General features: G+C 67.9%; 16 protein-coding genes and 2 pseudogenes. 12 read left to right on the top strand and 6 right to left on the bottom strand.

Annotated elements, in window-relative coordinates; translation table 11 throughout:
* Nucleotides 1-147 precede the first annotated feature (147 nt).
* Together OIE75_RS01325 and OIE75_RS01320 are read right to left on the bottom strand one after the other, a co-directional pair.
* Nucleotides 148-587: pseudogene (locus OIE75_RS01325) on the bottom strand (leucine zipper domain-containing protein); the annotation flags it as partial.
* 88 nt (nucleotides 588-675) lie between these two features.
* Nucleotides 676-1,014, bottom strand: a complete 339-nt coding sequence (locus OIE75_RS01320) for a hypothetical protein (RefSeq protein ID WP_329469081.1) — start codon at nucleotides 1,012-1,014, stop codon at nucleotides 676-678.
* Nucleotides 1,015-1,377: 363 nt separating this feature from the next.
* Between OIE75_RS01320 and OIE75_RS01315 the strand changes: the two genes are divergently transcribed.
* Nucleotides 1,378-2,832, top strand: a complete 1,455-nt coding sequence (locus OIE75_RS01315) for a hypothetical protein (protein WP_307008905.1) — start codon at nucleotides 1,378-1,380, stop codon at nucleotides 2,830-2,832.
* Nucleotides 2,833-2,836: 4 nt separating this feature from the next.
* Here the strand turns inward: OIE75_RS01315 and OIE75_RS01310 are convergent, their stop codons facing one another.
* Nucleotides 2,837-3,961 carry a hypothetical protein gene (locus tag OIE75_RS01310; RefSeq protein ID WP_329469079.1) on the bottom strand — a complete coding sequence of 375 codons (1,125 nt, stop codon included), beginning with the start codon at nucleotides 3,959-3,961 and terminating at the stop codon, nucleotides 2,837-2,839.
* Nucleotides 3,962-4,777: 816 nt separating this feature from the next.
* Between OIE75_RS01310 and OIE75_RS01305 the strand changes: the two genes are divergently transcribed.
* The 4 genes and pseudogenes from OIE75_RS01305 (at nucleotide 4,778) to OIE75_RS01290 (ending at nucleotide 7,363) form a co-directional block, all read left to right on the top strand.
* On the top strand, nucleotides 4,778-5,632 hold the full coding sequence (locus OIE75_RS01305) for a peptidoglycan-binding protein (RefSeq protein ID WP_329469078.1): 855 nt from the start codon (nucleotides 4,778-4,780) through the stop codon (nucleotides 5,630-5,632).
* A 294-nt stretch (nucleotides 5,633-5,926) separates the two neighbouring features.
* A pseudogene (locus OIE75_RS01300) lies at nucleotides 5,927-6,169 on the top strand (peptidoglycan-binding protein); the annotation flags it as partial.
* A gap of 30 nt (nucleotides 6,170-6,199) precedes the next feature.
* Complete coding sequence (locus tag OIE75_RS01295; RefSeq protein ID WP_307017657.1) at nucleotides 6,200-6,565, top strand: M23 family metallopeptidase; 366 nt, start codon at nucleotides 6,200-6,202, stop codon at nucleotides 6,563-6,565.
* A gap of 45 nt (nucleotides 6,566-6,610) precedes the next feature.
* Nucleotides 6,611-7,363 carry a hypothetical protein gene (locus OIE75_RS01290; protein WP_329469077.1) on the top strand — a complete coding sequence of 251 codons (753 nt, stop codon included), beginning with the start codon at nucleotides 6,611-6,613 and terminating at the stop codon, nucleotides 7,361-7,363.
* Nucleotides 7,364-7,488: 125 nt separating this feature from the next.
* Here the strand turns inward: OIE75_RS01290 and OIE75_RS01285 are convergent, their stop codons facing one another.
* Entirely contained in the window at nucleotides 7,489-9,210 is a 1,722-nt protein-coding gene (locus OIE75_RS01285; protein ID WP_329469076.1) for a S8 family serine peptidase, read from the bottom strand.
* A gap of 206 nt (nucleotides 9,211-9,416) precedes the next feature.
* Nucleotides 9,417-10,640: a DUF2235 domain-containing protein gene (locus tag OIE75_RS01280; RefSeq protein WP_329469075.1), complete on the bottom strand. Its 1,224-nt coding sequence runs from the start codon at nucleotides 10,638-10,640 to the stop codon at nucleotides 9,417-9,419.
* A 336-nt stretch (nucleotides 10,641-10,976) separates the two neighbouring features.
* Here OIE75_RS01280 and OIE75_RS01275 point away from each other — a divergent pair, with 336 nt between their 5' ends.
* The 5 genes from OIE75_RS01275 (at nucleotide 10,977) to OIE75_RS01255 (ending at nucleotide 19,887) form a co-directional block, all read left to right on the top strand.
* Nucleotides 10,977-11,237 carry a hypothetical protein gene (locus OIE75_RS01275; protein WP_307008892.1) on the top strand — a complete coding sequence of 87 codons (261 nt, stop codon included), beginning with the start codon at nucleotides 10,977-10,979 and terminating at the stop codon, nucleotides 11,235-11,237.
* On the top strand, nucleotides 11,195-14,110 hold the full coding sequence (locus tag OIE75_RS01270) for a hypothetical protein (RefSeq protein ID WP_329469073.1): 2,916 nt from the start codon (nucleotides 11,195-11,197) through the stop codon (nucleotides 14,108-14,110). The genes OIE75_RS01275 and OIE75_RS01270 overlap by 43 nt, the downstream gene beginning before the upstream one ends.
* An 18-nt stretch (nucleotides 14,111-14,128) precedes the next feature.
* Nucleotides 14,129-18,559, top strand: coding sequence for a peptidoglycan-binding protein (locus OIE75_RS01265; protein ID WP_329469072.1), 4,431 nt, complete (start codon nucleotides 14,129-14,131; stop codon nucleotides 18,557-18,559).
* Between the two features lie 132 nt (nucleotides 18,560-18,691).
* A complete protein-coding gene (locus OIE75_RS01260) occupies nucleotides 18,692-19,081 on the top strand; it encodes a hypothetical protein (RefSeq protein WP_329469070.1) in 390 nt (129 codons plus the stop codon).
* Nucleotides 19,082-19,092: 11 nt separating this feature from the next.
* On the top strand, nucleotides 19,093-19,887 hold the full coding sequence (locus tag OIE75_RS01255; RefSeq protein WP_307008886.1) for a hypothetical protein: 795 nt from the start codon (nucleotides 19,093-19,095) through the stop codon (nucleotides 19,885-19,887).
* 37 nt (nucleotides 19,888-19,924) lie between these two features.
* On the opposite strand, the gene OIE75_RS01250 is transcribed toward OIE75_RS01255, so the two are convergent.
* A complete protein-coding gene (locus OIE75_RS01250) occupies nucleotides 19,925-20,788 on the bottom strand; it encodes a nuclease (RefSeq protein ID WP_329469068.1) in 864 nt (287 codons plus the stop codon).
* A gap of 452 nt (nucleotides 20,789-21,240) precedes the next feature.
* Here OIE75_RS01250 and OIE75_RS01245 point away from each other — a divergent pair, with 452 nt between their 5' ends.
* Both OIE75_RS01245 and OIE75_RS01240 read left to right on the top strand, forming a co-directional pair.
* Entirely contained in the window at nucleotides 21,241-22,314 is a 1,074-nt protein-coding gene (locus OIE75_RS01245; protein ID WP_329469066.1) for a WD40 repeat domain-containing protein, read from the top strand.
* A gap of 6 nt (nucleotides 22,315-22,320) precedes the next feature.
* Nucleotides 22,321-25,218 (top strand): DUF6603 domain-containing protein, encoded by a 2,898-nt coding sequence (locus tag OIE75_RS01240; RefSeq protein ID WP_329469065.1) that lies wholly within the window; start codon nucleotides 22,321-22,323, stop codon nucleotides 25,216-25,218.

The following is a 25,218-nucleotide window of genomic DNA, read 5'->3' as shown; positions in this document are numbered from 1 at the left end:
AAGCCGATGCTCACGAGCCCGGGAGTCACCCGCTGCTGACGCGACAGCCAGCTCTCAAGAGCGCGCCTTAGCTGTATTGACCCGCAGGGTCATTCACGCGGCTGATCGGTGGATGGCCGCCGAGTGCGGTGTGGCAGCGGTGGTGGTGATCCGGCCGAGTTCCTTGACGTCGACGTGGACGAGTTCGCCGGGCCGGTCGGGTTCGTAGCGGCGGATGATCTGTCCAGTGGGCCGGTCCAGGAAGGCCCGACGGTTCAGGCCGTGGCGGACCAGGATCCGGTGGGTGGTCGAGGCGGGCAGACCCAGGATCGCGCCGATGCGGGCGGGCTCGAGCCTGCGGTCCTGGCGGAGCCTGCGTACCTGGGCCTCGGTCGCCAACGGGGTGCGGTGCGGTGTTCTCAGAGGCCGGCTGGAGCGGTCGTGCAGTCCTTGCTCGCCCTCGGCCCGCCAGCGGCGAACCCATTGTGGGCCGTGACACGAGAGATCCCCATCTCGGCTGCGACGTGAGCGACCGGACGGCCGGTGCGGACACGCTCGATGAGCAGCCGCCTGCCGTGAACGGTCAGCCGGGCATCACGGTGGGACACGAAGACCTCCGTGCGGTGGGTTCCTGGACAGCTCCACCACACAGGAGGTCTTCGCCATGATCACGGTCGGCGTTGACAACGCTCATGATCAATACCCTTGGCGGGCGGCGCTGCATCCACCCTTCGCGTCGCCTTCGCTTTGGCGTCGACTCCGGCGGGACAGCACGGTGGCCGGAACGAGGAGCACCGCGCCGAGGAAGAAGTAGCCGTTGATCACCATCGTCTTCCAGAAGTCCCGTGACCCTGTGTCAACGGCCTCCTTCTCCATCCCGAGCAGGCCGTGCGGAGTGAGTCCCGTCGCTGTGGTGACGTTCTCCACGAGACCGGGCACGCCCCGCATCGTCAGCACCGCGCAGCCGATCCACAAGGGCACACGCACCAGCCAGGACGGCGCACGTGGGCCCCATGGTTCGACCGTGGCCAGCACACACGACGGTCCGTACTGCGTGTTTGACACGACGGACGTTCTACTCCTCTCTGCCGAAACGAACGACAGCCGAGCTGGCCTCCACCGCATCACGGTCCCGCTCGCCCTGGTGGCCGACCGCCCGGAGCCGACCGAGAGCGGACAGTCCACACCTCGGGCGGGCCCACAACCGCCGTGCCACCGCGTGCGCGCTCGATGTCGTTCCCAACACCGTCGACAACCACAAGGCCTGTTTCGCCGTCCTGACCGTAGAGCCCACTGGAGGAGTTGCAGAGCTGACACCGTCTTCTGGTCAGATCATCGCTGGAACCCATTGGGGTAGCTCCGCGTGCACGATGCCGGGTCAGGTTTGAGTCTGGGGGCATGAGTATCCGCCCATGGGCCGTCGTGGAGACACCGGACAGCCGTGGCCTGCGCCGCATCACCATCGGCGGCGAGACGGTCGGCAGTGCCTGGTCATCGGCCGAGCTGCGCAGAATACTCGGCCGTCTGGGTTACCCGGAGAACATGGATCTGGATGATCCGGCATCCATATGCTGGCGCGGGGGTGACAGCAGGACCTGGCCCGACCGGGCTTGGAGAAGGCGCTCGATCATGTCGCTCATGGTGGCCGGTCTGCTCGTTTCCATGGTTTTCAACGTGGTCATCGGATGGCCGGATGCCTCGGGTGCTCTCACTTTCTCGCAACGGATTACTGGAGTGCTGTTCGTCCTCTCGGGCGTGGTGCTGGGAGTTGCGGCACTCGCGGCAATCGACTACTGGGGGAGACGGCAGTTCAGGGCATCCGGAGCGATTGTCCTGCTCGGCACAGTCACTGTGCTGGCCACCGACGCTCTCCTTCTTCTCCTCTGGCTCGAGGAGCGGGAGTACACGCGCTACCTGCTGGTCTATTTGCCTGCCTTCTGCTGGTCCGTATGGGCCTTGTGTATTCTTGTGCGCCAAAAATCGTGGAAGGGGATACCGCAACCGAAGAAATTTGCTGCCGGAGTGGTCGCAACGGCACTCCTGACGGCGGTCAGCCTCGCCTACTCCACCATGTATCAGCCTGCGGCGGCCCCCATGCACTTCACCATGAAAGCGGAATTCGGGAAGGCGTGGGAGGACAAAAATCTGCCCTTCGTGCATGTTCCGATGACGCTGCACATGAAAAACACCGGAGGGATACCGGTGTACATCATCAATGACATCTACACGGTCCGCGGCAGAGTCGCCTTGTATTCCAAAGGCGATGAGGATCTGATGGAGGAGTGGAGGGAGAGCGTCGGGAAGCAAGGGGCGCGAGAGGGGGAGGCCGAACTCTATGTCGACCGACTCAAGTACACCACAATAAGCAGTGGAAGATTCTATCATTCCGGTGATTCGCTCGACGTTGGGCAGGAGTACGCAATGAAGCGTGTATTTCAGCTGCCCAGGGACGTAGGGTACGACACGCTGAGTGTTGCATTGCAGATTTCTTACATGCGAAAGGATCGGGGAAGGCTTGACGTGGAGGAGTTCAGTTCCCCGCATCCTTCATGGAACGAGCGCGACCCGCTCTACTACTGTGAACCGGCGATATGTGGGGGCCAGCTCGTCTATCGCGGAAGGGTGAGACACAACAACAATCTCATCAATGTGACGCGAAAACCTCGCCATGTGACGGCTGTCTGGTCTCCTGAAGGCCGTTTTATTTCCTCGATTTCGTCCTTCTCCTACAAATTCTCCGGGGTGGGTGACTACGAGGAGGAGAGGAGGGAGCTGGAGAGATACGGAGCTGCGAGGGCCCGGTCTGCTTCAGAGGTATCCGTGGCCGAACTGCTGAAATCTGCCGACGTCTGACCGATCACTCACTCGTCTTGCTGAGCCAGGTGTCCACCGTGACCCCGAACTTCTCGTCGAGATACGTTGCCGTCTGCTCACAGGACAGGGCAGAGGCTCCCAGGGTCCCGAACAGTTTGTCGTGCGGCACGAGCTCGGCGAGTTCGGTGATGAGCGGTACGACTTCGAACGGGCCGTTGGTGTTCTCGTTGTTCTGCAACTGGGCGAGGACGTCGAGCGTGTCATTGCTCTTGTCCTTCGCCTTCCAGAAGTCCTTAACCCCTTCGGCTTCCCACTGGGCGGGAATCTGCTTCTTCAGTCCCCGTACGAGGTCGGACTCAGGGGTGGACTCGAAGATGGCGCTCGTGCAGAACGCGGCTGCTTTGCCGAGCGACTCCTCGGGGCGGTCCTGGGCGGAGGCGGATTGCTCCTGTTGGTCCTTCATGCGGGAGGTTTTGTCCTCCAGCTCCTTCTTGGCTTCGGACCGCTCCTCCGGCGAGGCCCCGGAGTCGTTGCTCTTCTTCAGCAGTGCGCTGACCTGCTGCGTGATCTCCGTGAGTTGTTCTCGTTCCTTCGGCGGTGTCCTTCCGTCGCGCGCTATGTCCGAGGATGCGCTCAACGAGACCAGAGTGTTCGAAGTGGCCTGCTTCGACCCCGTGTTTGCAGCTGAACTCTCGGCAGCAGGTGAACTCTCGGCACCAGGTGAGCTCTCGACGGTGGATGAGCTCTCGGCCACGTAGGTTGTGTCTTTCGCTGTGCTGATCATCTGGCCCCGCACGTCCTGCGGCGTCTTGGGGTCGCAGATCATGTCCAGTGTGGAAGTGGTGCGCTTGATCACGAGGATGAGTGTGGACCGTTCTTCGGCCGGTACCCGGGTATCGCCGGCCGCTCCGAGAGCCGAAGTCACCTGCTTCACGATCGCGGTCAAATCTTTCCGCAGCTCCGGGGGTGTTCCCGCGTCATTGATGGCCGCCAGCGCGGTGGAGAGATTCTCCGCGCTCTCGATGACACCCTGCCTGTCCTGAGGCAGCGTATCCGGGTCCTTCACCGTGCTGATGATGCTGATCAGCTTTTCCACGGTCGATGCGAGTTCTTCGGGGACTCGTTCCTTCTCCTCGTTCAGCGTCGTCGTCGCCTCGTCGATCTCCACCTTCTGCTCGGGCGGCGGGTCGGAGGTCTGTCCGTCAGTATCGTCGGGGTCTGACGGCTCAGTTTCCGGCGTCCCGCTCGGCTTGGAGGAGGGAGACGTCTCGGGTTCCGGCGAATCGCTTGGTGGGGATGTCGGTCCGGAGTCCGGTGGTGAGGGGGGAGGCTCGGTGGGATCGTCCGGTTCACTGGGCTCGGAAGGGGGCGACGGCGGAGGATCAGTGGTCTGTGCCGGGACTCCGGCATGGCTTCCGTTCGAGCTCTGAGAATCCGTTGCGGCAATCGTCAGACCTGCCGGGAACGCGAGTGCTGCCGCCAGGAGAGAGGCGTTGACCGCGTGAAGTATGTGTCGCCGGGAGATTCTGGCCATAATGATTCCAGATACGCTTGGCGCCGTAATGTTCCGTCGATGGGGAAACTCCGCGTTGGCAGCGGCTCCAGGGAAAGCGGAGCCGGAAGCCTGCGAAGTAGGTATGAACCTACTCTTCACCTGCCCGGCGCCGTCTGCAACGGGAGCACCAAGCCGCGGTACGGCCGGCCCTCCCAGCACGAGCGACGTCCGCGAAGCAGGCACCGACTTCGGCATCACGAGCGGCACCCGAGCGTGACGTGTGCCCAAGGGCAACCATTGCCCAACCGCTTCCTGCCACTTTCACGGTTTGCCGCAGCCGACTGCCAGTCGCATCGTAGAAAGTAGGGGAGGGCCTGCCGCACGGCACGTTGTTCGTTTCGCCGGCTTCCCCATGTCTCCCCGCTGCGCCTCACGATCAAGAGCGGTGCGATGCGACGAGGGAAGGATCTCGCCATGCCTCATCCATGGATGCCCCAAGCCCTCAGGGCGGACGTCGGGGACCATGCGCCATGCGACCCCGAATTCCCGCCAAGGGCTATCGCGCACATTACGGCGGACAGGGCGGCCACCGCCGAATCTCCCCTGGATCTGGTCCCGTTCGCCAACCTCAAGGGCTTCTTCACCGGCAGCGGCAAAGGCCGGGCTCCACAGATCCTCTGGGATCCCTTCACCGGAGCGTTCGCCCAGTTCTTCCCCGCCACTTCCCGCAGCAAAGCCGTGTTCGACGCGCCTGGTGGCACTCGTACCAACCGGGCCGGCAGAGTGGTCATCCAGATCGAGGCGTTGTTCTTCCCGCACTGCCGTGTGAACGGCAAAGTGTTCGCCAGGCTGGCCGACACTCCTTGCAAGGGGTGGGGCGATCTCCACGCATGGGTCAGCTCGTGGGACGTACCGGACGTCTGGCCCATGGGTCGCCCGACGTCCCTGTCCCGCAATACGTGTCCGGCCGACAAGTGGCGGACTCAGGGCGGCTGGTACGCCCACGCCCATGTCCCGGAGAACGACCACGTCGACCCAGGTTCCTGGCCCGCGTTCGGGTCCCAGCCGCCTACTCCCTCCCATGCTGAGCCCCAGTTCGAGCCGTTCCCCGGTGCGTCCTTCTTCCAGGCGGGGCATCAATCACCCGTCATCGGCGGAATGCATGGCCGGCTCGTCGCTGAAGACTGCGACCGCTACACGTCCAGCACCAGACTCGACGTGTGGGGAGCGGGCGACGTGAGGTCCTACACCGCCTGGCAGCAGAAGCTGGGTTTCGAGGGACGCGCTGCCGACGGCGTCCCCGGCCGATTGAGCTGGGACAGGCTCGAAGTCCCCAACGTCTGAAGTTTCATGAGCAACAACCGCGGAGCCTTGAGAATTTGTCGAGCTGACGTCAGAAGACGTGTTTGAATAGCCCCTTTTGTGGGTTTGCGAGGGGCTCCCATCGGGCGCATGGTGGAAATAGACGACCGTGTCCGACCGACAGGCGCACTCCTTGACCGGCGCTACCCTGCTCTAGAACGGGCTTTCTTCGGCGGGCAGACGAGCACGGGGCTTGCGGAAGGGCAGCGTGCTGGGACTCACCAACTCGGCTCAACCGAACACGGTGTCTGCTCAGTAGAAGGAGACAGGGTCATGCCTGCTTTGGCACCATTTCCAGGAGCGAAATTTTTCCACAAGGGACAACGTAGTCCCATGATCGCGTCGATGGGCAAACGTCTGGTGGCGGAGAAGTGCGGCAAGTACCGGACGGGACCCGGCCCCGAGTGGACGGACGTCGACCGGGAGTCGTTCGCCGCATGGCAGCGCAAGATCGGGTTCGAGGGGACCGACGCCGACGGCATTCCGGGTAAGACCTCCTGGGACCGCCTCCGTGTCCCGGCCTCGTCGTCGGCTCCTGACGGCCGCGCCGTGTCTCCCGTACCGCAGCACCGCGCCACGACCGCCTACCGGGTGAAGGGGCCTCACTGGAGCTTGGGCTACCACACCGGAGTGGATTACGCCGCTGAGAAGGGCACGTCATGTGTTGCGGTCCGCAACGGTTCCATAGTCCGCAGCGGGAAGGACCGCAGCTTCGGTGACTTCCTCGTGCTGCGCGCAGGCGGGTTCGACTATTGGTACGCCCACCTCTCCGAGCAGACCGTGAGAGGAGGTTCGGTCAAGGCGGGCCAGAAGATCGGAGAAGTCGGCTCCACAGGGAACGCAACCGGCCCTCATCTCCACTTCGAGAAGCGCCCGGCCCGTGGTGGCTTCGGAACAGACGTGAAACCCACCTGACAGCCGTCGAAGTGCCCCCTGCAGGATGCGTGCTGGAGAGAAACGATGGACCTCTTGCCGGCCGAGATCAAGGTCAACGTCGAGGGCGACGTCGCGGGGGCGCTGTCGGCCCTCGGCGGGTCGCGCAGCCCGATGACGACGCGCCGCATCTGGTTCGCCGAGGAGCGGAACGGTGTCGCCGAGGGCCGAATGCCCCTGCTGGACGGCGGCGCGATCGTGCGGTTCAGGATCGGCGGAACCCCGGACGATCTGACCGTCAAGTTGCGTCCGTGCACCCGGGAGCAGCTGGTCGGCCGGTTCTCCGCTCCCTTCGAGGCGGAGCCGTTCAGGTACAAGATGGAGGAGGACTGGTCGGGGAATCGCCGTGTGGTGGCCGCCTCCCTGACGCATGCCCACCCGCCCGGAGCGCTCGCGGACGCGGTGAAGCCAGGGGCCGATCCCGCCGCGTCGGTCGACGCGGTGCAGGATCAGTTCCTGCACGCCTGCGCACCCGACGTCCGGCTCGACGGGCTGGTCGCGCTGGGGCCGGTCCACTCGACGAAGGCCGACGACGTTCCACTTGACGACCTGGAGGTCGACCTGGAGGCGTGGTCGGTTGCCGGACTGCGCTTCCTGGAGATCTCGACCCGGGTGCAGCCCGAGGGCGAGGACGACCTGGAGAAGTTCACGGCGCGCGCCGAGCGCAAGCAGCGGGAACTGCAGGACGCGGTACGGGGACGCGGAGTGGAGCTCTCCGAGCACACCGACGGCAAGACCCGACGCGTTCTTACCGCCTTGGCGGCGGCTGAGCAGCGATGAGGCGGCGGTTCACCGACCTACCAGGCCGCCGGGAATCAGCGACGGGACGTCGGGTGCCAGACATCGCCGCAGCGAGCCGAGTTGCTCACGATCGCCGTGGGCCCGTTCTGGATCCCTCCGCTCGTCTAGACGAACTCGTTGCCGATCAACTTGTGCAGGTCGGGCATCACTCCGATGAAAGCACCGGGAGCGCCGGGACTGCTGTTGAGCGGGCGGGTCAGCACGTTTCGCATCCGTGTCGCGGAAATCTTCCCCGGTGCCCCGGTCGCCGGGTTGAGGGTCTGAAACAGGTTCTGCACCAGCAGGCAGACGCCGGCGATCACCGGCGCCGCGGCCGAGGTCCCGCCGAACGGCGGTGCGGTCCAGTAGCCGTCCTTCTTCCTCGGCGCAGCAGGGTTCCCGCACGTCACCACGTTCTCCACCCAGGAGTAGCAGTCGATGCGGGTGCCGAAGCCACTCATCACCCCATTGGTCGCAGGATTCGGCGCGGCCAGCCTGCCGTGCGGGAGCGCGGATGAGCCGCCGCCGACCACGATCGCCCCGCAATCCTGGAAGTCCGGGCTCTGCCGGTCGAGCGAGTGGCGGCCCTGCGGTCCGACGAACTGGTCGAGCGGGGCACCGCTGTTCCCGGCCGCCTCGACGACGCTCACCCCGCGCGCGGTAGCGAGCCGTACCGCGGCGAACACCGCGGGGTCGGTCTCGGCCGGCACGAGGTGCTTGACGCCGCTGATGGTCGCCGCGAGCTGGGCTTCCAGCAACAGTACGTCGCCGAAACGCAGCTGCGCCTGCGCCACCATCACCGCGTGGGCGAGCTCCTGGCGGCTCTGGAAGGAGTTGAACGGTGGATTCGACTGGTTGTACGACATGACCCGGGTGGACGCGCCCGGCGCGATGCCGCAGATTCCGACGGTGTTGTCGGCGCCGACCACCTCTCCGAGTACGGCGGCACCGTGCGGGAAGCTTGCGGCGATGTTGTGTCCGCCGAGCAACTGGATCCCGGTCGGCAGGTCCTGGTGCCCCCCGAGGAACCAGCCCTGCTCGACGTCGATGAACTGCAACCCCGAACCGTCGGCGCCTTTCGCCCATGCCGCCTGCACACCGATTCCGTCGAGCGCCGGCCGTAGATAGCCCTGTTGGCTGAACAGCGGGTTCGAGGTGCCGACGACGGGGTCGGACGCCAACGGCGTGGTGTACGCGTACTCCACGGTGCCGGCCAGCTGTGACAACGCCGCGGCCAGCCCGTCGGTGTCGAATCCCGGTGGGCAGTCGATCGCGAGGAAGTTGTTGAAGTCGGTCGCCGAGTAGTCAGGGTCGGCGGCACGGGCCTCGTCGATCATCACCTGGATCTCGTCGCCCGTGTGCGTGTCGAATACGCGGCGCAGCCGCAGGCCCGGCAGCAATGAGCCGATCACCGCGATCACCGGCTCGAACCCGGGTCCGACGACCGCGTTGGCGAAATCGGTGAGGGTGAGGGCGCCGCCGGGGCCGAGCGGGACGAAGGTGCCGTCGACCACTTTGACCGTCACCGACGGCACCAGCTCGCGTTCGAAGACTTCCTGCCTCACGCCAACAGCGGGGTCGAAGCGCAGGGATCCGTGCTCGAACACGTTCCTTCGCCCGAACGGGACGGCTGCGTCGTCGATCTCGTCGGTGACCGGATGGCCGAGACCGCTGTACTCCGCGCCGAGCTCGAGGTAGGTGGCGAGGATCAAGCCGTGCAGCTCGAATGCCTCGCCAATCCGTGGATGGAAGAGGATCCGACCGAACTCGAAGTGGCGCATGGAGCCCCCGTCGTACAGGACCTCCTCCGGTCCCACGGGGGCGCCCAGGTTCAGACCGGACGCCATGAGTTCGGCGTGCTTGTCGTCTATCGAGGTCACCGTCGCGCACCCTTCGGAGGTGTGCCCCTGCTTCGAAGTTATGGCAGGCGAGCTGACTCCGCCACCCAGACCTCGCCGAAGAGGAACGACCCGCCGACGGCGTGGACTTCAGCACGGTGCAACGAGCGCAACGGCGACTGCCAGGCCGGGTCGCCCCGACTGGGGCCGCGGCGTCACGTGGCACGGTCGGCTCCGTTGTGTGCGTCGGCTGCCGCGGCGTCGGTCGCCGCGCTGTGACCGGACGCGGTCGGCGGCATGGGCGGCAGGCCCGCTGAGAGGCCCGGCAGCAGGACGGGCTCCAGCCGGACCCGTTCCTGTCTGCCCAGGTAGCGCTCCAGCTGCGGTGGCCGGTAGTCCGTGTTCCGGTCGTAGCGCTCCTTGGCGGGTACCGCCAGGAACTCGTTGCCGTCGGCCTCGCCGTCGTCGTTCACCGCCTCTCCGAGCGGCCGGTGCAGCGGCTTGGACATTCGGTACATGCCCGTCCGTGAGGCATGCAGAACACCCGAACCGTCCGGTCGTACACGGAAGTCGATGCTTTCCCCGGGCTGCATCACCCGCGGTCCGTCCGTGCTTAGCGCGTGGGAGTCGAACTCGAGCCCGTGCCTGCGGGCCTGGTCGACCATCCACAGCAGGGCGACGTCGGACAGTCCCGTCTCCTTGTAGCCGCCACCGACATCGGAGTGAACACCGGCGAACCACACCTGCTTCAGCTCCTGACCCTGCTCGGCGGAGCCGGGGTTCTGATGCCACAGCGTTGGCCGGAATGCCGAGCGCTGCTCGTCGGCGGCCAGTGCATGGAAGGCCGCCTTGATCCAGCTGCTCAATTCGGTGTTGTGGAACGCCCAGCGGCGGTTGAACCTGTTCACCGCCGGATGCAGCCATGTCGTGTCCGGCACCGGAATGCCCAGGGCGCCGACCGTGTCCCACACCCCGACGAATCCGATCTCCGTCTCGAGCGCGTAGGAGCGGCGGAACAATGTGGCTGCCGCGCCGTTCGGTTGCTCGATCCGGTCGCGGTACAGAGCCCAGGCCTCCGGGATCCGGTCGGCGTGTTCCCGGCGCAGGATGCCGCTGTTGCGTACCAGACCCGCGAGACTGCGGGCGGTGAACGCACCGCGGCTGAAACCGAAGAGGAACAACTCGTCGCCCGGCTCGTACGTCTCGACGAGGAACCGGTAGGCGCCCACGATGTTCCGGGACAGCCCCACACCGAACGCGCCGCCGCGCAGGCGTTCCCGCCGATGGGTACCGACACCGCTGTGGTAGTAGACGCGTTGCTCCACCCCGGCGGCGGACTCGGGGCGCACGGACAGCGCGACCTTGGCGACGTTGGTCTTGCTCGGCTGGTCCGCGAAGTTCCATGTACCGTCGCAGCAGACCACCAGACGCTTGGCCATGACCATCCCTCCTCGCGAGAGCACGGAACGGCGCACAGCACCACTTCCAGGGTCGCACCCACTCGCGGGCCGCGCCATGCGACAGCCAGTCAGCACTCTGGCCGGCAGCAGACACCAACTCCCGCTCAGCGCAGCTCGCCCGGTCAGGCTCTCAGTGGTGATGTTCCGCCTTCGGGGGCACCATGGACAGGAGAGGCGAGTGGCCTCGGACCGGGGGGTCTGCCTTCCCTTCCCTCGTACGAGGGGGTTCCGTCATGGCTTCCCACAGCCGTTCTCCCGTCACGCTGACACTTCTGCAGGAGATGCGCCAACGTCGCCAAGACGGCCGCTTCGGCAGTGGTGGCCGCCCCGGGCGGCCCGGTGGCGGCGGTCATCCCCACCGTCCTGGGGATGGGGGGCGTCCTGAACGTCCGGGTGGAGGTCGACCGGACCGGCCCGGGGGTGGTGGTCGCCCCGACCATCCCGGCGGCGGTGACCCCGGGCATCCCGGCGATGATCGTCCCGATCGTCCCGGTCGCCCCGGCGACGACGGCGCGGTGGGACCGTTCCGGGTCGTGCGCCCGGCGGACATGCTGGTGGTCGACATCGACCTGGTGAACCTCCGGTTCGACGGTCGCCGACTGGTGCGGCGGGAGCCGGCCGAGCCGACGATGATCCTGGTCGGGTTGCCACCGCAGCACGTCCTGGAGGAGGTCGCGCCGCAGCTGGACACCGTGACCACCTCACCCGCGTCCATGAATGCCTTCGCCTCCGGTGCGTCCCAGCTGGTCTTCTCGGTGCCGCCCGAGGTGGACAGCCTGGAGCTGTCCTTGGCAGCCCTGCTCGACTGGGAGCGGCTGGTGCCGATCACCGTGCCGGTCCCTCTGCCGGGCACCACCCCCGCCGGGCTGCCCGGAACCGTCCTCGAGTTCCCCACCCGGCTTCTCCTCACCTACGACGAACCGGTCAACTGGACGTGCCGGACGGAGCCCCACAGCGCCGACGGCCGTACCGGGTTGTGGCACGCCCTGCTGAGCAGCGAACGAGGCGGCGACGCACTGCTGCGGGCCCTCAGGAGGGTCGACGACCGGGCTCCCGTTGCCGTGAAGGTCCCTCTGAGGGACGAGGACCTGGAGGCCCTGGTCACGCTCACCGGTCGGGCAGAGCTGATCGACGCCGCAGGCGCTCCCATCGTGCTGCCCAGCGCACCTTTGCGTGCCGAACAGTTCATCGCGACACCCATGGGCGCCTCCGCCCACCTGCACGGCGCCTGGGACGACGTGTCGGAGGACGCCACCGCGCAGCTCGGAACGATCGGCAGGACCAGCCCCGACCTGGTGGCGTACGACCACATCACCGGCCTGGGACGCGACCAGTTCGTCAGGGTCGTCATCCGCGGCTTCCTGACCACCGGGCACCCGGCCCTCCTGGTGAAGGAGTTCAAACGGTTGTTTGTCGCCCACAGCAACGACGGCATCGTGGCCTACCTGCAGCAGGAGGACCGGATCGTCCTTCGTGAACCCGAGGTGCGCTACGGGGAGAACACCGGCTTCGCGCATCAGGGACGCGAAATGCCCTTCCGTACCCTGCGTGTCACCGACCGGGTCACCCCGCCGATCAAGCCCGCCTGGTCCGAGAGGAGTGCCAACGGCCAGCCGCAGGCTGACAAGGCGTTCTGGATCGAGCTTCAAGACGGAAGCAGCGATCACCAGTTCACCGTTCTCGCCACCGATCACGAGGGGCGCAAGGTCAGCTTCACCACACCGCTGGTGTTCGTGCCCGCCTCGCACGCCGGTAACTGGGAGGAACTGCAGGAGCGTTACTCGCCGAGCGAGACGAGCGAGAGGGACCGCCTCAACCGGCCGCTGAACGGGCAGGTGATGGCCATGGCCGAGCCACCCGCCGACGCCCCCGGCAGCACCAGTCACGCGGTGGGCAGGCTGGGCCTCGCCATGACCCGGAAAACGGCCGGAGGTGAACACCCACTGGCCGGCACACTCGTCGTGTCCACCGCCGAGGTGCGGGTCCCCGCCCTCGAGCAGTTCACCCCGAAGGCGGGATATGTGCCGGTCAAGTTCAACGACTTCTATCGCGACCGTGGCATGGCGGCGCACCCCGCACGCGCCTACCTCGAACTGGTCGATGCGATCGGACTCGATTTCGCCGCGGAGAAGGTCGGTGGGCTCGCCCGTCCCAATGCCGCGGTCAAGGTGATCACCAGCCAGGCGGGCGTCGTGCCGGACATGTTCAGCGTCGGCTCCACCGGGGAGATCGAGGCGGCGGACGTCGCGGACATCAGGAAGGCCTTCGGAGCCGCCAAGCTGCTTGGCTTCATCGACCTGGGCACACTCGTGCCGCCCGTCACCAAGCCGGACCTCGACCGCCTGAAGGCCCTCGGGGACAGTGAGATCCAGGCCCTGCTGGACGACGCTACCGGGACGATCCCCGCCCCCGTGCTGCGCATCCGCGACCTCGCGGGCGGGGCGGGCAAGGAATTGCGCTACGTGTGGAAGACCAGGCTGACGCCGCCGGTTCCCGGGCCGACCGGGGAGACGTTCCTTCTGGACGTGGATGACACGGTGCTGACCCTGGACGCACGGACGACCGTCTCGAAGGAGGCCGGGGAGAAGACGTCGATAGAGGGCCGGCTGCGCGATGTCGCACTGGAAATCGCCGACGTCGCGCGGATCGAGATCGCCGACCTGAGGTTCAAGTCCATTCCGGGCAACAAGCCGGACGTGTCGGCGTCCGGTCTGGAACTGAAGTTCCTGGGGGATCTCCGGTTCGTCGACACGCTGCGCAGCGCCCTGCCCGCCGACGCCTTCGGCTCCGGCGCTTACGTGGACGTCCAGTCCTCCGGAATCCGCACGGGTTACGCGCTGGCTCTTCCGGCCATCGGGGTCGGTGTCTTCTCGCTTGCGAACGTCTCCTTGAAGATGGAACTGAACATCCCCTTCGAGCCCGACAAATCCATTTCCTTCCGCTTCTCGGTCTCCGAGCGGCAGCGCCCCTTCAACGTCACCGTCTCTCTGTTCGGCGGCGGTGGGTACTTCTCCCTGCTGGTCGACGCGGAGAAGGGAATCAGGGAAGCCGAGGGCGCCATCGAGTTCGGTGGGGGTGCGGCGCTGAATCTGGGCGTGGCGAGCGGCGGAGTGACGATCATGGCCGGCGTCCGCTTCGAAGTCAGGGACAAGAACGTGAAGGTGGGCGGCTACCTGCGCTGCAGCGGTTTCCTGACCGTGCTGGGCATCGTCACCGTTTCCGTCGAGTTCTACCTGGAGCTCATGTATGAGAAGCACGGCAACGAGTCGGTGGTCCGGGGGAGGGGCACCCTCAAGGTGAGCGTCAAGATCGCCTTCTTCAGCAAGTCCGTATCCCTCGAACTCGAGCGGAGCTTCTCAGGCGCGCCCGGCGATCCCGCCTTCGTCGACTGCTTCGACAAGGAGACGCACTGGGAGGACTACTGCCTGAGCTTCGACGGCGATCCGTAGACCGGCCGGGATGTGATCATGAAGTTCGAACAGAGAGTGTTGTGGACAGTGCTCCCAGCGGGACTGTCGGCAGACGGAACCCAGGTCAAGGTCTCGGTCTTCGTAGCTCCCCGGCTGGGGGTTCCCGACCCGGATCCGGCGCCCGATGCGCCGGAAGACCAGGCACGCGGCACACTGCGGTCGTTCCCCGACTTCCTCGCCTGGCCCGACAAGGTCAAGGACGCCACCTTCGAGTTCGGCCCGGGAGACGGCGTTTCGCCCTCCTTCAGCGGCCCGGTGCGCCCGTCCGGCCCGCCTCCGGATACCGAGCTCTGGACGAAACTCTTCGGCGAGGACATCCCACTGGACCCGTACGTCTTCGAGAGCATGGCCGAGCAGGGCGAAGGGGCCCGCACCTACTCGGCCAAGCGTGTGAGTGACGTGACCCGGGCGGCCTACCGGCTGGCGGCCACGGAGTCTCCCGAACAGCCCCCGGAAATGCGCTCCATTCTCCAGGGGATGATGAATAGCAGGGCCCCCGGGCTCGCCTCCGAGGTGTCCGAGATGCGCCGAGGTCTCGACGAACTGGAGGATTTCCACCGTGCTCAGGTCCAGAGCGTGCCGACGCTCGCAGGTGGAGAGGCGCCGCCGGCTCCGGCACCGGAGAAGCTGGAGCCGGACTTCCATCAGATGCTCACCTCACTCGGCGACCACCCGGCACTCCTCCGACGGCTCGGGCTGATCCTGGACTTCCTCCTGCCGGCTGAGCGGATTCCCGTCTCAGCGGGTGAACACCTCTTGAGTGTGGTCCCGCACTGGGCGCCCGAACTCGGGCCCAACTCACAGGACCTGCCCCCGCGCACGCGTTACGTCTACCCCCCCGACCGGAAGCTGTTCGTCGCCGCACCCCGGACATTCGAGGCCGACCCGCTGGGCTCTCCGGCGCTCGGTCTGGTCGCGTTGCCCGAGGAAGACTTCTCCCTCGAACAGGCCGACCTCGACGGCGCCGCGCTCAAGGTGGCGGAGCTCGCCCGGGATCCGGCCGAGGCCGGCGGTGCCGCGTCGGATCCGACCACGCAGGCCCCGGAGACCAAAGGGCTGGCTCCGGTCCGTACGCAGGGGATCTCCTTGGTCAGAGACGGCCGCGCGGAGGTTCTCACGGCCGACTTCGCGCAAGCGGCCCACACCAACGACACGGCCGTCGCCGCCCTGGAGGCGAACAGGCAGGCCGGGGACGGCCAGGATGCGAACCGGCCGGACTCGCCGGCCATGCCTGATCTCTGTGCCGAGGACCTGGTCCGCGGTCACCGGATGGACGTCTGGGACGACACCCGGGCACGCTGGTACTCGTTGCACGCACGCACGGTCGAATACCGCTCCCCAGGAGGCGATGAGCCGCTCCTCACGGCTTCCGACGAAGGCTTCTTCCAGGTCAACCTGGCGTCCCCGCCGGCCGATGCCGGCAGCGACGCCCTGTACATCCCTGAACGGATCACGACCTGGGAAGGCTGGTCCCTCTCCGCTCCCCGTCCCGGCCGGGTCCTTGGCATCGGGGAGGGGGCACCCGACGAGGTCGTCGAACCCACCAACGAGGCACGGACCCGGCTTCCGCTGGAGATCGACATCGGGGTGCAGAAGGGCTCGCTGCCCCTCCTGAGGTTCGGTCGTGGATACCGCATACGGCTGCGCACCGTCGACCTGGCGGGCAACGGCCTCACTCCGGGGGAAGCCGACGCGCTGGTGGACAAGGACAGCAGCGGCGACTGGGTGCTGCCCGGGAATGGGCCACTCGTGTTTCGGAGATTCGAGTCGGTGCCGGCTCCTGCCGTGGTGCCCAGGCTGCCCCTCGACGAGGGTGCCTCGGTGTCCCGGATGGTCGTCCGAAGCACCCCGGGCAGCGCACCAGGCCCAGCCGGCGCCGGGGCCCCCGACACGGGGACGCGGACAGTCCTACTGGCCAACGTGCAGCCCGGGAGAACCAACGACGACGTACGTCTGGTCCAGCAGGCCCTGATCGACCGCAACCAGGCCATCCCCGCAGGTGCGACTGGGCACTTCGGCGCACAGACGACAGAGGCCTACGCCGCCGAACAGCGCGAACAGGGCTTCCACGGCGGGGACGCCGACGGCACCCCCGGCTGTCAGTCCCTCACCGAACTCGGCCGCAAGAGCGGCTTCACCGTCGACTGCGACTCCGCTGCCGGCACTCCGGGCACGGCGGGTGAGGCCCCCCGGGACACGGAACCGGCGCGGACCGCCGAACAGTACGCCGCCGAGCTCAACAGCTCGCCGCTGGTGACGACGGGGGAGCACACGCCCTTCAGCGGAGTCGATGAACGTCACCTGGTGGCCCCGAAGGCCTCACTGCAGTGCGTCGAGCGGCACGGGCTGCTCGACGGAGCCATCGGTTCGCGTGACCGCGCCGCCAGGGAAGCCGGCTACGAACTGGCATCCCGGGAGAACGGCTCGCTCAACGATCCGGCCCAGCCGGACGTGGAAGTGAAGACGATCGACTCGCCCGCCGCCGACCCGGAGCACCCTGCGGCGACCGCCCGGTACAAAGGGGAACACATCGAACTGCCCTATCTTCGCGAGCCATTGGCCACCGGTGTTCTGCTGCTCGATCTGCCGGGCATGCAGGAGGGCGAGCCGTTCGAGATCCCTTGGGGAGGCAGCGCCTGGCACCGGCCCCGCTCCTTCCGGCTGAGGCTGGCGGAAGGGAACGCCCCGCCTCACTTCGACGAGTCGTCACGGGTGCTGACGGTCTCACTGCCCAAGGCCCGGGTGGCCACCATACGGGTGTGTTCCGCGATGCCATTCGACGAGAAGCTGATGGGCCTGGCCTCCTGGTGCCGGGAACAGCCTGCTCGACAGCTGACACCGGAAGCCGCGCCGGAGGAACGGGAGAGGGCGGCACAACAGGACGAGGAGGAGCGGGAGCGGGCATCCACCGCGATGGAACGTGCCGCCGCCGGGCGCCACTGGATGTTCACACCCGCGCAGGAACTCACCCTCGTGCACGCGGTACAGCGGCCACTGAAGCAACCTGTGCTGGACCTGAAGCCCTCGGCGCATCGCCCCGTGGAGGCCACGGCCGAGCACCTCGACGGCGTGATCAGGCTGGACGAAGCCAGCACGGACCGTATCGGACTCGTCGCGAAGTGGACGGAAGTGTCCGACGAAGGAGAGGAAGGCCGAACCGAGCGCCCGATGACCACGCCGGTGTTCGATCTCCTCACGGCGAGGCTGCCCCTGAACGACGAGGCCGGTCCCGAACCGGCCACCCTCCGGGACGGCACCCTGACCTTCAGCACCCGGACCGCCGAGGAGTCTGCCAGGCGGGAACCGAGGAAACACGACTTCGGCGACACCAAGCACCGCAGGGTGCACTATCACCCGGTGGCCGGGACCAGGTTCGGCGACTACTTCCCGACCCGGCTCGCCGAGCACGACGCGAACGCGCTGACCGTGGAAGGCACGGCCGTCGAACACTCGGTACCCAGCAGCGCCAGGCCCACCGCACCCAGGCCGCTGTACTGCGTACCCACGCTGTCTCTCGAGACCGTCGAAGGCCCACCCGGTACCATCGTCCGACGTCGCCGTGGCGGCGGCATCCGGGTGTTCCTTCAGCGTCCCTGGTTCTCCTCCGGGGACGGCGAACTCCTCGGCGTGGTACTCGGGGAGGCAACGGGCGCCGGCACATCCGTCACGGACGCCCCGGGGGTGACGCTGATGGGCCGCGACCCCGTCCACCGCTCCGCAGAGGTCGTCGCACCGACCGTGTCGACGTTCACCAACGCGGTGCGGCAGGCCGAAGGGCTCACCCCGGTGCCCACCGGGTCGCCCACCGTCACCGTCCTGGGCTTCGCCCCGCAGTTCGACCCGATGGGGAACCGTTGGTTCTGCGACCTGGAGCTGGACACCGGCGACGCCTGTCTGCCGTTCATACGGCTGGCACTCGTGCGCTTCCAACCGAACTCGATACCCGGAGTCGAGATCTCACCGGTCGTGGTCACCGATCTGGTACGGACCCTGCCCGACCGTGAACTGCGGGTGAAGCTGGACGAGGTGCCGACCGTCAGTGTCACCGGTCCGTCGTACGACCCGAGCGACTCCCCGCCGCCCCGGATCACGGCCACAGTGCAACGCCGACGGGACGCCGTCGCCGACGAGGACTTGGCGTGGGTGACGCTTGACGACACGACCGTGACGCTGACCTCGATCGATGCGGTCTCCACAAGGACCCCGTCCTACGTCGGCCAGGTCCATCTGCCCCCAGGCGCTCGACGGGACCGACTGCGTCTACTGGTCATGGAGACCGACGGCATACCACCCGACGCGGCCACCCCGCCGACCACACCGGGGCCGGTGGTGTACTGCGACACCGTTCACTTGAGCGGGGATCACCGACGCCATGATGACCACAACCGCCGTGATCACCACCGGCGTGATGACGGCCGTCGGAATTGACCCGTCGAGCAGCGGTGTGCTCCGGCCGGGGGAATCCGGGCGCCCGGCCCGGGGGCGCGAACCCGGGCGCGCGGAGAACGGCTGCCATCCTGCGCCTACGGACAACCAGTCGAGCCGTTCGGAGATCACCTCATGCCCATCAGCCAGTCGGTCGGCCGCGACGGCACGAATCTGCGACGGGAGGTGCAGTACGTTCAGGCGCTGCTCAATGTCTTCCGCGCCGAACAAGGCCAGACGGCGCTGGACCTCGACGGCCTCGTCGGGCCCCTCACCATTGAGGCCATCGAGGGGTTCCAGTCCGCCGAGACGGGGATCGTCGACGGCCGGGTCGATCCCGGAGCACAGGCGATCGGGGCGCTCGAGCAGCAGACGGCAGGGGTGCTCGACGAGCTGCGCGCAGTCACCATGTTCGCGCTGCTGCTCTCCCACCGGCCGGTCGAGGAGGAACCGCCGGTCGTGGAGGACCCCGTGCTCGACGACAAGGAACTGCAGGGCCTCGTGCAGTCGATCTCCGCGGAATAGGAGCGCAGGCTGTGGATCCGACCGAAGAACTCATCCTGGAGCTTTCCCAGGCCCTTCTCGCGCTCTTCAACTCCTCACGTGGTGTGATGCACGGCGTCTACCAGGGTTCGCACGAGGCCGCGTTGTTCGAGGCCCAGGGCGGTGTCATCGGTCCTGGCGGGTTCAACCACCTGACCAACGTGATGGACACGGCCCGGAACATCCAGGGCAACCGCGACGCCGTCGAGTTGGCCTTGAACCGTCTGCAGGGCGTCGGACCCGCCGTCGGCTTGCGCGTACGCAGTCTGTGCGACCCCGTCCTCAAGCTGGCGGACGACTACTTGAGGATCGCCCAGCAGACCAACAACGCGGCAACCGTGCTGCGGCAGACCGATCCCGCCCGCCTGCAAGGAGTCGTCCTCGGGCAGGGCGGGCTCGGTCCCGAGATCGGGCGCACCCAGCAGGCCCTCGTCACCAACCAGATGAACGCCATGTCCGCACAGCTGACCGCCCGAGGAATCGAACCACGCCTGATTCCCTCCGCGCAGTCGGCCCTTCAGCCCGTGCTCACCTCCATTCGTCAGCTTCCCCTCAACGGCCGCGAGGCCGCGCAGAAGCTCACCGGGGCGTTGGGCGCGATCATGGTGCTGGTCAGACAGACCGCCGCGCGGGCCGGGATCATCGGACGGGCCAGGCTGACCGCCGCGCTGCTCGGCATCGAAACTGCTCTGGTCGAGTTCGGCGCCCGCCTGACCACGCCGATCATCATCATCGACCGCCGGGTGCTTCACCAACTGATGGGCGTACCAGACGTCGACGGGGCCTGAGCACCGACTCCGGTCGGTGCCCGGGTCGATACAGCTGTCAGGCGTCCTCGAAGAGGAGGTCCTCGGGCGGACGGGTCATCCTCACCGTGTGGCCGTTGGTGACCTCCACGACATGGTGGAGGCCGGCACGCCGCTCGCCTGTGGACAGGACGGAGAAACGGTCCCGGCCACCTGCCAGGAAGGCAGGGAAGCACGACAACGGCATGATGTCCAAACGCAGATAGTCCATCGTGCGCCGGAACAGTTTGGGCAGGATCACCACCTCGTCGGTGAGCGAGCCCGGACCTGTGATCTTTGCTCCGGTCGTGGTCACGTCGCTCGCCCACAGGCCGCGGCGGGCGTCCCGTGCCCCGACGGCCACGGCGGCCATCTCCGTACGGAGAGTGGTGAACAGGCTGCGGTAGAAGGTCGGGTAGGCCAAACCCTCCGTGAGCAGGTGGTGATTGACCGTCGTCCGCAGCACGGGGACGGTCACGTCGATCTCCAGGCCGCTGGTGCCGGGCGGATCGCCCCGTCCGGCCAGGGCTATGCAGCGGCCGTGGACATCGGCCCCACGGGTGAGTACGAAGCCGGGCACCGTCTCCGGGGTGGTGGCGGTCACGCTCTCGTCCGGTCGTCGCTGGACGTCGGTGAAGCCGAGCCAGTCCAGCATCTCGTCACGTGCGGCGTGAGCGAACCGGAGCGGCTGGTGGTCACGGCTCGGACCGTAGTGGGTCTCGAGCGCGTCGACCGCGTCCAGACGCAGTTTCGCGCGTCCCACGGAACTGTGCTCGACAGCCCGCCCGCCCCCTCCACCGACAAGGCTCCACTCGGAAGGCTCGTCCGCGGTGAAATGAACCGTGTCCCCGTCCGGCTGCGACCCCGTCACGTTGTAAAAGCCCTTGATGAGCAGCATAGGCATGGCGACTCCTCAATGTCGCGGAGATCTCGAGGCCACACTTACCAGGATACGCGGGCTGGACTGGACCGCAGTTCGGAAATAGCCCTGCAGCGGTGAACAGTTGACGACGCAAAGGGTGAGCTGCGCCGAGTTCCGTAAAGCCCGATCTTGGTGATCCAGGCGGGCGCGGGACGTGCTCCAGACTCGACTCGACCGGGAATCGCGTGGTCGCAGGCTGATGTGGCGGGCGCGGATATTCCGACTAAGCTGATGAATTGCAGTAAGCGCACGCAGCCGGACGTGAGCTGCAGTGGCACATTCGAGATACATGCGGTGTTCGCCGTACTACGGACACCGAAATGCCGCGGTCGGGAACACGCTCGGGGGCGTCTTCTTCAAAAACGCGGCAGCAGCCCGACGTTTTCCCCCGTGTCCGGCCGCCAGCCACCATTCGGCACCAGGAGGAACCGGTCATGAGCGAGCCCGGTACCGTCGCGCTCCGCGCCCCACAGGACGGCTCGGTCCAGGCCATCGCCTTCAGCCCGGACAACAAGCGCTTCGCCGGCGGCGGCAGCGACACCCGGCTGCGGGTGCGCTCGATCGGCATCGGGGCACCGCCACTGGAGGTGACCACCGACGGATCCGTGACGGGCATCGCCTTCAGCCCGGACGGAACCCGGATCGCCGTGGCCGACTTCGAGCAGGTGCTCCTGCGGGAGAGCACCACCGGCACGGCCCTGTGGCAGGGCCCACTCGCCCCCGGCACCTCGGTGAACTCCGTTCGGTTCGCCCCGGACGGACAGCTGATCGCCGCCACCGACACCCTGGTCGCCGTACTCGACCAGGCCTCCGGGGAGACCACGCGGCGCATCACCGTGGACCCGCCGCTGATCGCCGATGTGGACCTCAGCCGGGACGGCAGCCGGATCGCGCTGGCCGTCGACGAACGCCACGGTGGAAACCATCGGCACGCCGGGTCCGCGCGGGTGCACGATCTGGCGACCGGCAAGGAACTGGGACGGCTGACTCCGCAGGACGCCGTCCTCACCGTCGCGTTCAGCCCGGACGGGCTGCACGTGCTCTGCTGCGGGGCGGACGACACCACCCGCATGTTCGAGGCGGAGACCGGGAAGCAGGTCTGGCCCACCCCGGAGGAGCCCGACGAGAAGGTCACCTCCCCGAGCTGCCTCGCATTCGACCCGAAGGGCAAGTGGACCGTGGTCGGCGGCGCCGACGGGTTCGCCCGGGTCCTGGACGCCGAAACGGGCATCGAGCGCGGCCGGGCGCCCAAACTGGACCCAGGCTCTCCGGAGGACCAGAGCTTCGGAGCCGTCACGCACGTCGCGTTCAGCCCCAACGGCAAGCATGCGGCCAGCGCCTCCATCGACAACGTCGTACGGCTGTTCAACATCGAGGGCAAGGAGCTGTACACCGTGCCCACGGAGGAGGTGCTGGCGCTGCGGTTCAGTCCGAACGGTCGCTGGCTCGGCGTCGGCACCATGAACGGCGCCCTCGTGATCGACAACGGCGAAGCCAACCAGGGGTGAGCCACCATGGACCCGCACGCACTCCTCCAGCAGGTCGCCGACCAACTGCGCGCGCTGGCCGAGGACGCCGTCGACGGCCTGGTCGGCTCCCTGCCCCAGCTCGGCGAGGACCCCTCGGCCGCGGGCACCGTGTTCGCCGGCCGTCTGCTCGCCGTGCACGACAAGCTGCCGCCGGGCAACTCGCTGGTGGGACTCCTGAGGGAGACACTCGGCGACCTGGACGCCGCCTCGCCGGTGCGACTGCACGGCTGGCGACGGGCCCCCGGCGCGCCCCTCGGCGTCGCCCTGGTGCTCGACGACCCTGCCGCAGCCGCCGGCGGGCGTGCCGTTCTCGGGGTGACCCCGGACGGACCCGTGTTCGACGTCGTGGTGACTCCAGGAGCGGCCCTGACCCTGCCCCAGACCGTCCATGGGCCCTGGAGCGCGGAGGCGACCGTCACCGCCGCACAGGGCTGGGACGCCGCCTTCGGGCCGGGCCTGCCGCCCGCACCGCCCGGCGGAAGCGCCGCGATCCGCCTGCGCCGCACCGGGAAGCTCACCGCCGGAATGACCGACGGGCCCGGTATGAGCGTCGACGGCATCGGACTGACCGTCACCTCGGAGCCGGGCACCCCCGCCGCCCTCGAGCTGGAGTTGCAGGGGTTCACCGCCTCCGTGCTGCCGGCCGCGCTGGCCCGGCTCCTCGGCATCGGCGGCGCGAGCCCGATGTCGGGACCTCCCGCGCCCGTCGTCCTGCGCGCCGACCGGGCCGACGGCCTGCGCTTCGCCGGCACCGGCGGCCTCAACGTTCCCCTCCCGCTCCGGCTGAACGGCCCCGGCGTGTCCAGCCGTGGCGCCGCCCTGGAGCTGACCTCCGACGGAGGCGAGCCGCGGTTGGCCCTGTCCGTGTCGGCCAGCGCGGGACTGCCGGGCCTGCCCCTGAGGGTCCACCTCGACCGCGCCGGGATCGAGCTGCCGGTCACGTTCGCCCCGGCCAACCGTCCCGGCCTCGACCCGAGCAGGCTGCGTGAGCTGTTCCCGGACGGCATCGGAGCCGAGCTGAAGGTGCCGCCCATCTCCGGCGGCGGCCTGGTCCGGCGCACCCCCGACCAGGGTTACGGCGGCCTGATCTCCGTCGACCTCGGCGTGCTGCGCGTCCAGGCGGTCGCTCTGTTCCGCCCGCCGGACGGCAAGGCCCCCACCAGCTTCCTGGCGCTGCTCGCCGCACAGTTCCCGACCCCCGGCATCCAACTCGGCCTGGGCTTCGCACTGGACGCGGTCGGGGGACTGGTCGCGGTGAACCGACGCGCGGACGTCACCGCGCTCCAGCAGCTCGTCGGCGACGGGAACGCCGACCACGTGCTGTTCCCCGACCGCGCGGTGGAACGCGCCCAGGAGATCATCGGATCGCTCGGATCGGCGTTCCCGGTGGCGGCAGGGCGCATTCTGGTCGGGCCGATGATCCGGCTCAACTGGGGCGGCCGCATGGTGTCGCTGTCCGGAGCGGTGATCCTCGAACTGCCCGCGCCGGCGCGCGCACTCCTTCTGGGACGGCTGCTGGTCGGGCTGCCCGACCCGACCGTGCCGCTCATCCGCCTCCAAGCCAGTGTGCTCGGCCGGATCGAACCGTCCGTCCCACTCTTCGAACTGCTGGTGTCGCTGTCCGGGTCGTGGATCGTCGGGCTCGCCGTGCGCGGCGAGCTGTATCTGCTCGTACGCGGCGGCCGGCAGCCGGAGTTCGTCATGTCAGCCGGCGGCTTCCACCCCCGTTACACCCGCCCCGCCAGGGTCCCCGCGCTGGACCGGCTCCAAGTGGACCTGGCCCCGGGCCAGGGGTGGGGACTGCGCATGGAGGCCTACTTCGCCGTCACCTCCAACGCGGTGATGTTCGGCGGCCAGGTCCAGCTGAACGCCACGATCGCCGGCTGCGGGGTGACCGGCTGGCTGGGACTGGACGCTCTGTTCGTCTTCGACCCGGTGTTCGCGTTCTCCGTACATGTACGCGCCGGAGTGGCAGTCCGCGCCTTCGGGCGCCGACTGGCCGGGATCGCCCTGGACTTCACGCTGGAGGGGCCCGCGCCCTGGCACGCTTTCGGCACTGGCAGCATCTCGGTTCTGTTCTGGGACGTCGAGCTGGACTTCGACATCCGCTGGGGCTCGCCGCCCGCCGTCGCGCAGAAGGCCGGACGCGATCCGATCGAGGCTCTGACACCCGAACTCGCCCGGTCGAAGGCGTGGGCGGCGGAGAGGCCGGCCGCCGAACGGACCGCGCTGGTGTTCACCAAAGCCGCCGACGACAAGCTCAACCAGGGAACGCTCGTGCATCCCGACGCCACCCTGCGCTTCACCCAGCGCGTGGTGCCCCTGGGCGTGCCGATCTCCCGGTTCGAGCGGCGGCCCGTGCCGACGCAGACCTGGACGATCAAGGAGATCACCCTCGGCACCACCAGGCCCGCCAGCGGACTCCCCTCGCTGCCCGAGCAATTCGTGCCCGGCGAGCTCTTCGAACTCACCGAGGACGCGCAACTCACCGAGCCCGCCTTCGTCACCCGCGCGGGCGGACTGCGGGCCGGCACCGACGGCATCGTGCTCGGCGCCGGCCACCGCGTGGACGACGGCTACGAGACGGGCTACGAACCTCCGCTGCCCAAGAAGCAGTTCTCTCTCTGGCCGGGGCTGTTCCGCCGGGAGGCGGCCGTTCGTGTCAGCGCGGCCGAACGGCTGGAACGGTGGCGTACACCGGAAGCGGTGATCAAGGTGCGCCCCGCCACACTGACCGTGACCGCCGCCGATTCGCTCCGGCCGCTGCTGGATGACGTCACCATGGTCGACGCCACCGCTGACGCCTGGCAGGCGATGAGCGGCCAACTCGACCAGCCCCAGGAGTCGTTGAGGATCATGGAGAGCTGGGAGGTGGGCCGGTGA

The sequence above is a fragment of the Streptomyces sp. NBC_01723 genome (assembly GCF_036246005.1).
GTDB lineage: Bacteria > Actinomycetota > Actinomycetes > Streptomycetales > Streptomycetaceae > Streptomyces.
This window is presented reverse-complemented; position numbering and strand designations above follow the sequence as displayed.

Coding starts and splice junctions, on each gene's coding strand:
- OIE75_RS01290 (WP_329469077.1), top strand. CDS start 6,611: ATGGACCTCTTGCCGGCCGAGATCAAGGTCAACGTCGAGGGCGACGTC.
- OIE75_RS01280 (WP_329469075.1), bottom strand. CDS start 10,640: ATGGCCAAGCGTCTGGTGGTCTGCTGCGACGGTACATGGAACTTCGCG.
- OIE75_RS01285 (WP_329469076.1), bottom strand. CDS start 9,210: ATGGCGTCCGGTCTGAACCTGGGCGCCCCCGTGGGACCGGAGGAGGTC.
- OIE75_RS01245 (WP_329469066.1), top strand. CDS start 21,241: ATGAGCGAGCCCGGTACCGTCGCGCTCCGCGCCCCACAGGACGGCTCG.
- OIE75_RS01305 (WP_329469078.1), top strand. CDS start 4,778: ATGCCCCAAGCCCTCAGGGCGGACGTCGGGGACCATGCGCCATGCGAC.
- OIE75_RS01260 (WP_329469070.1), top strand. CDS start 18,692: ATGCCCATCAGCCAGTCGGTCGGCCGCGACGGCACGAATCTGCGACGG.
- OIE75_RS01315 (WP_307008905.1), top strand. CDS start 1,378: ATGAGTATCCGCCCATGGGCCGTCGTGGAGACACCGGACAGCCGTGGC.
- OIE75_RS01250 (WP_329469068.1), bottom strand. CDS start 20,788: ATGCCTATGCTGCTCATCAAGGGCTTTTACAACGTGACGGGGTCGCAG.
- OIE75_RS01240 (WP_329469065.1), top strand. CDS start 22,321: ATGGACCCGCACGCACTCCTCCAGCAGGTCGCCGACCAACTGCGCGCG.
- OIE75_RS01265 (WP_329469072.1), top strand. CDS start 14,129: ATGAAGTTCGAACAGAGAGTGTTGTGGACAGTGCTCCCAGCGGGACTG.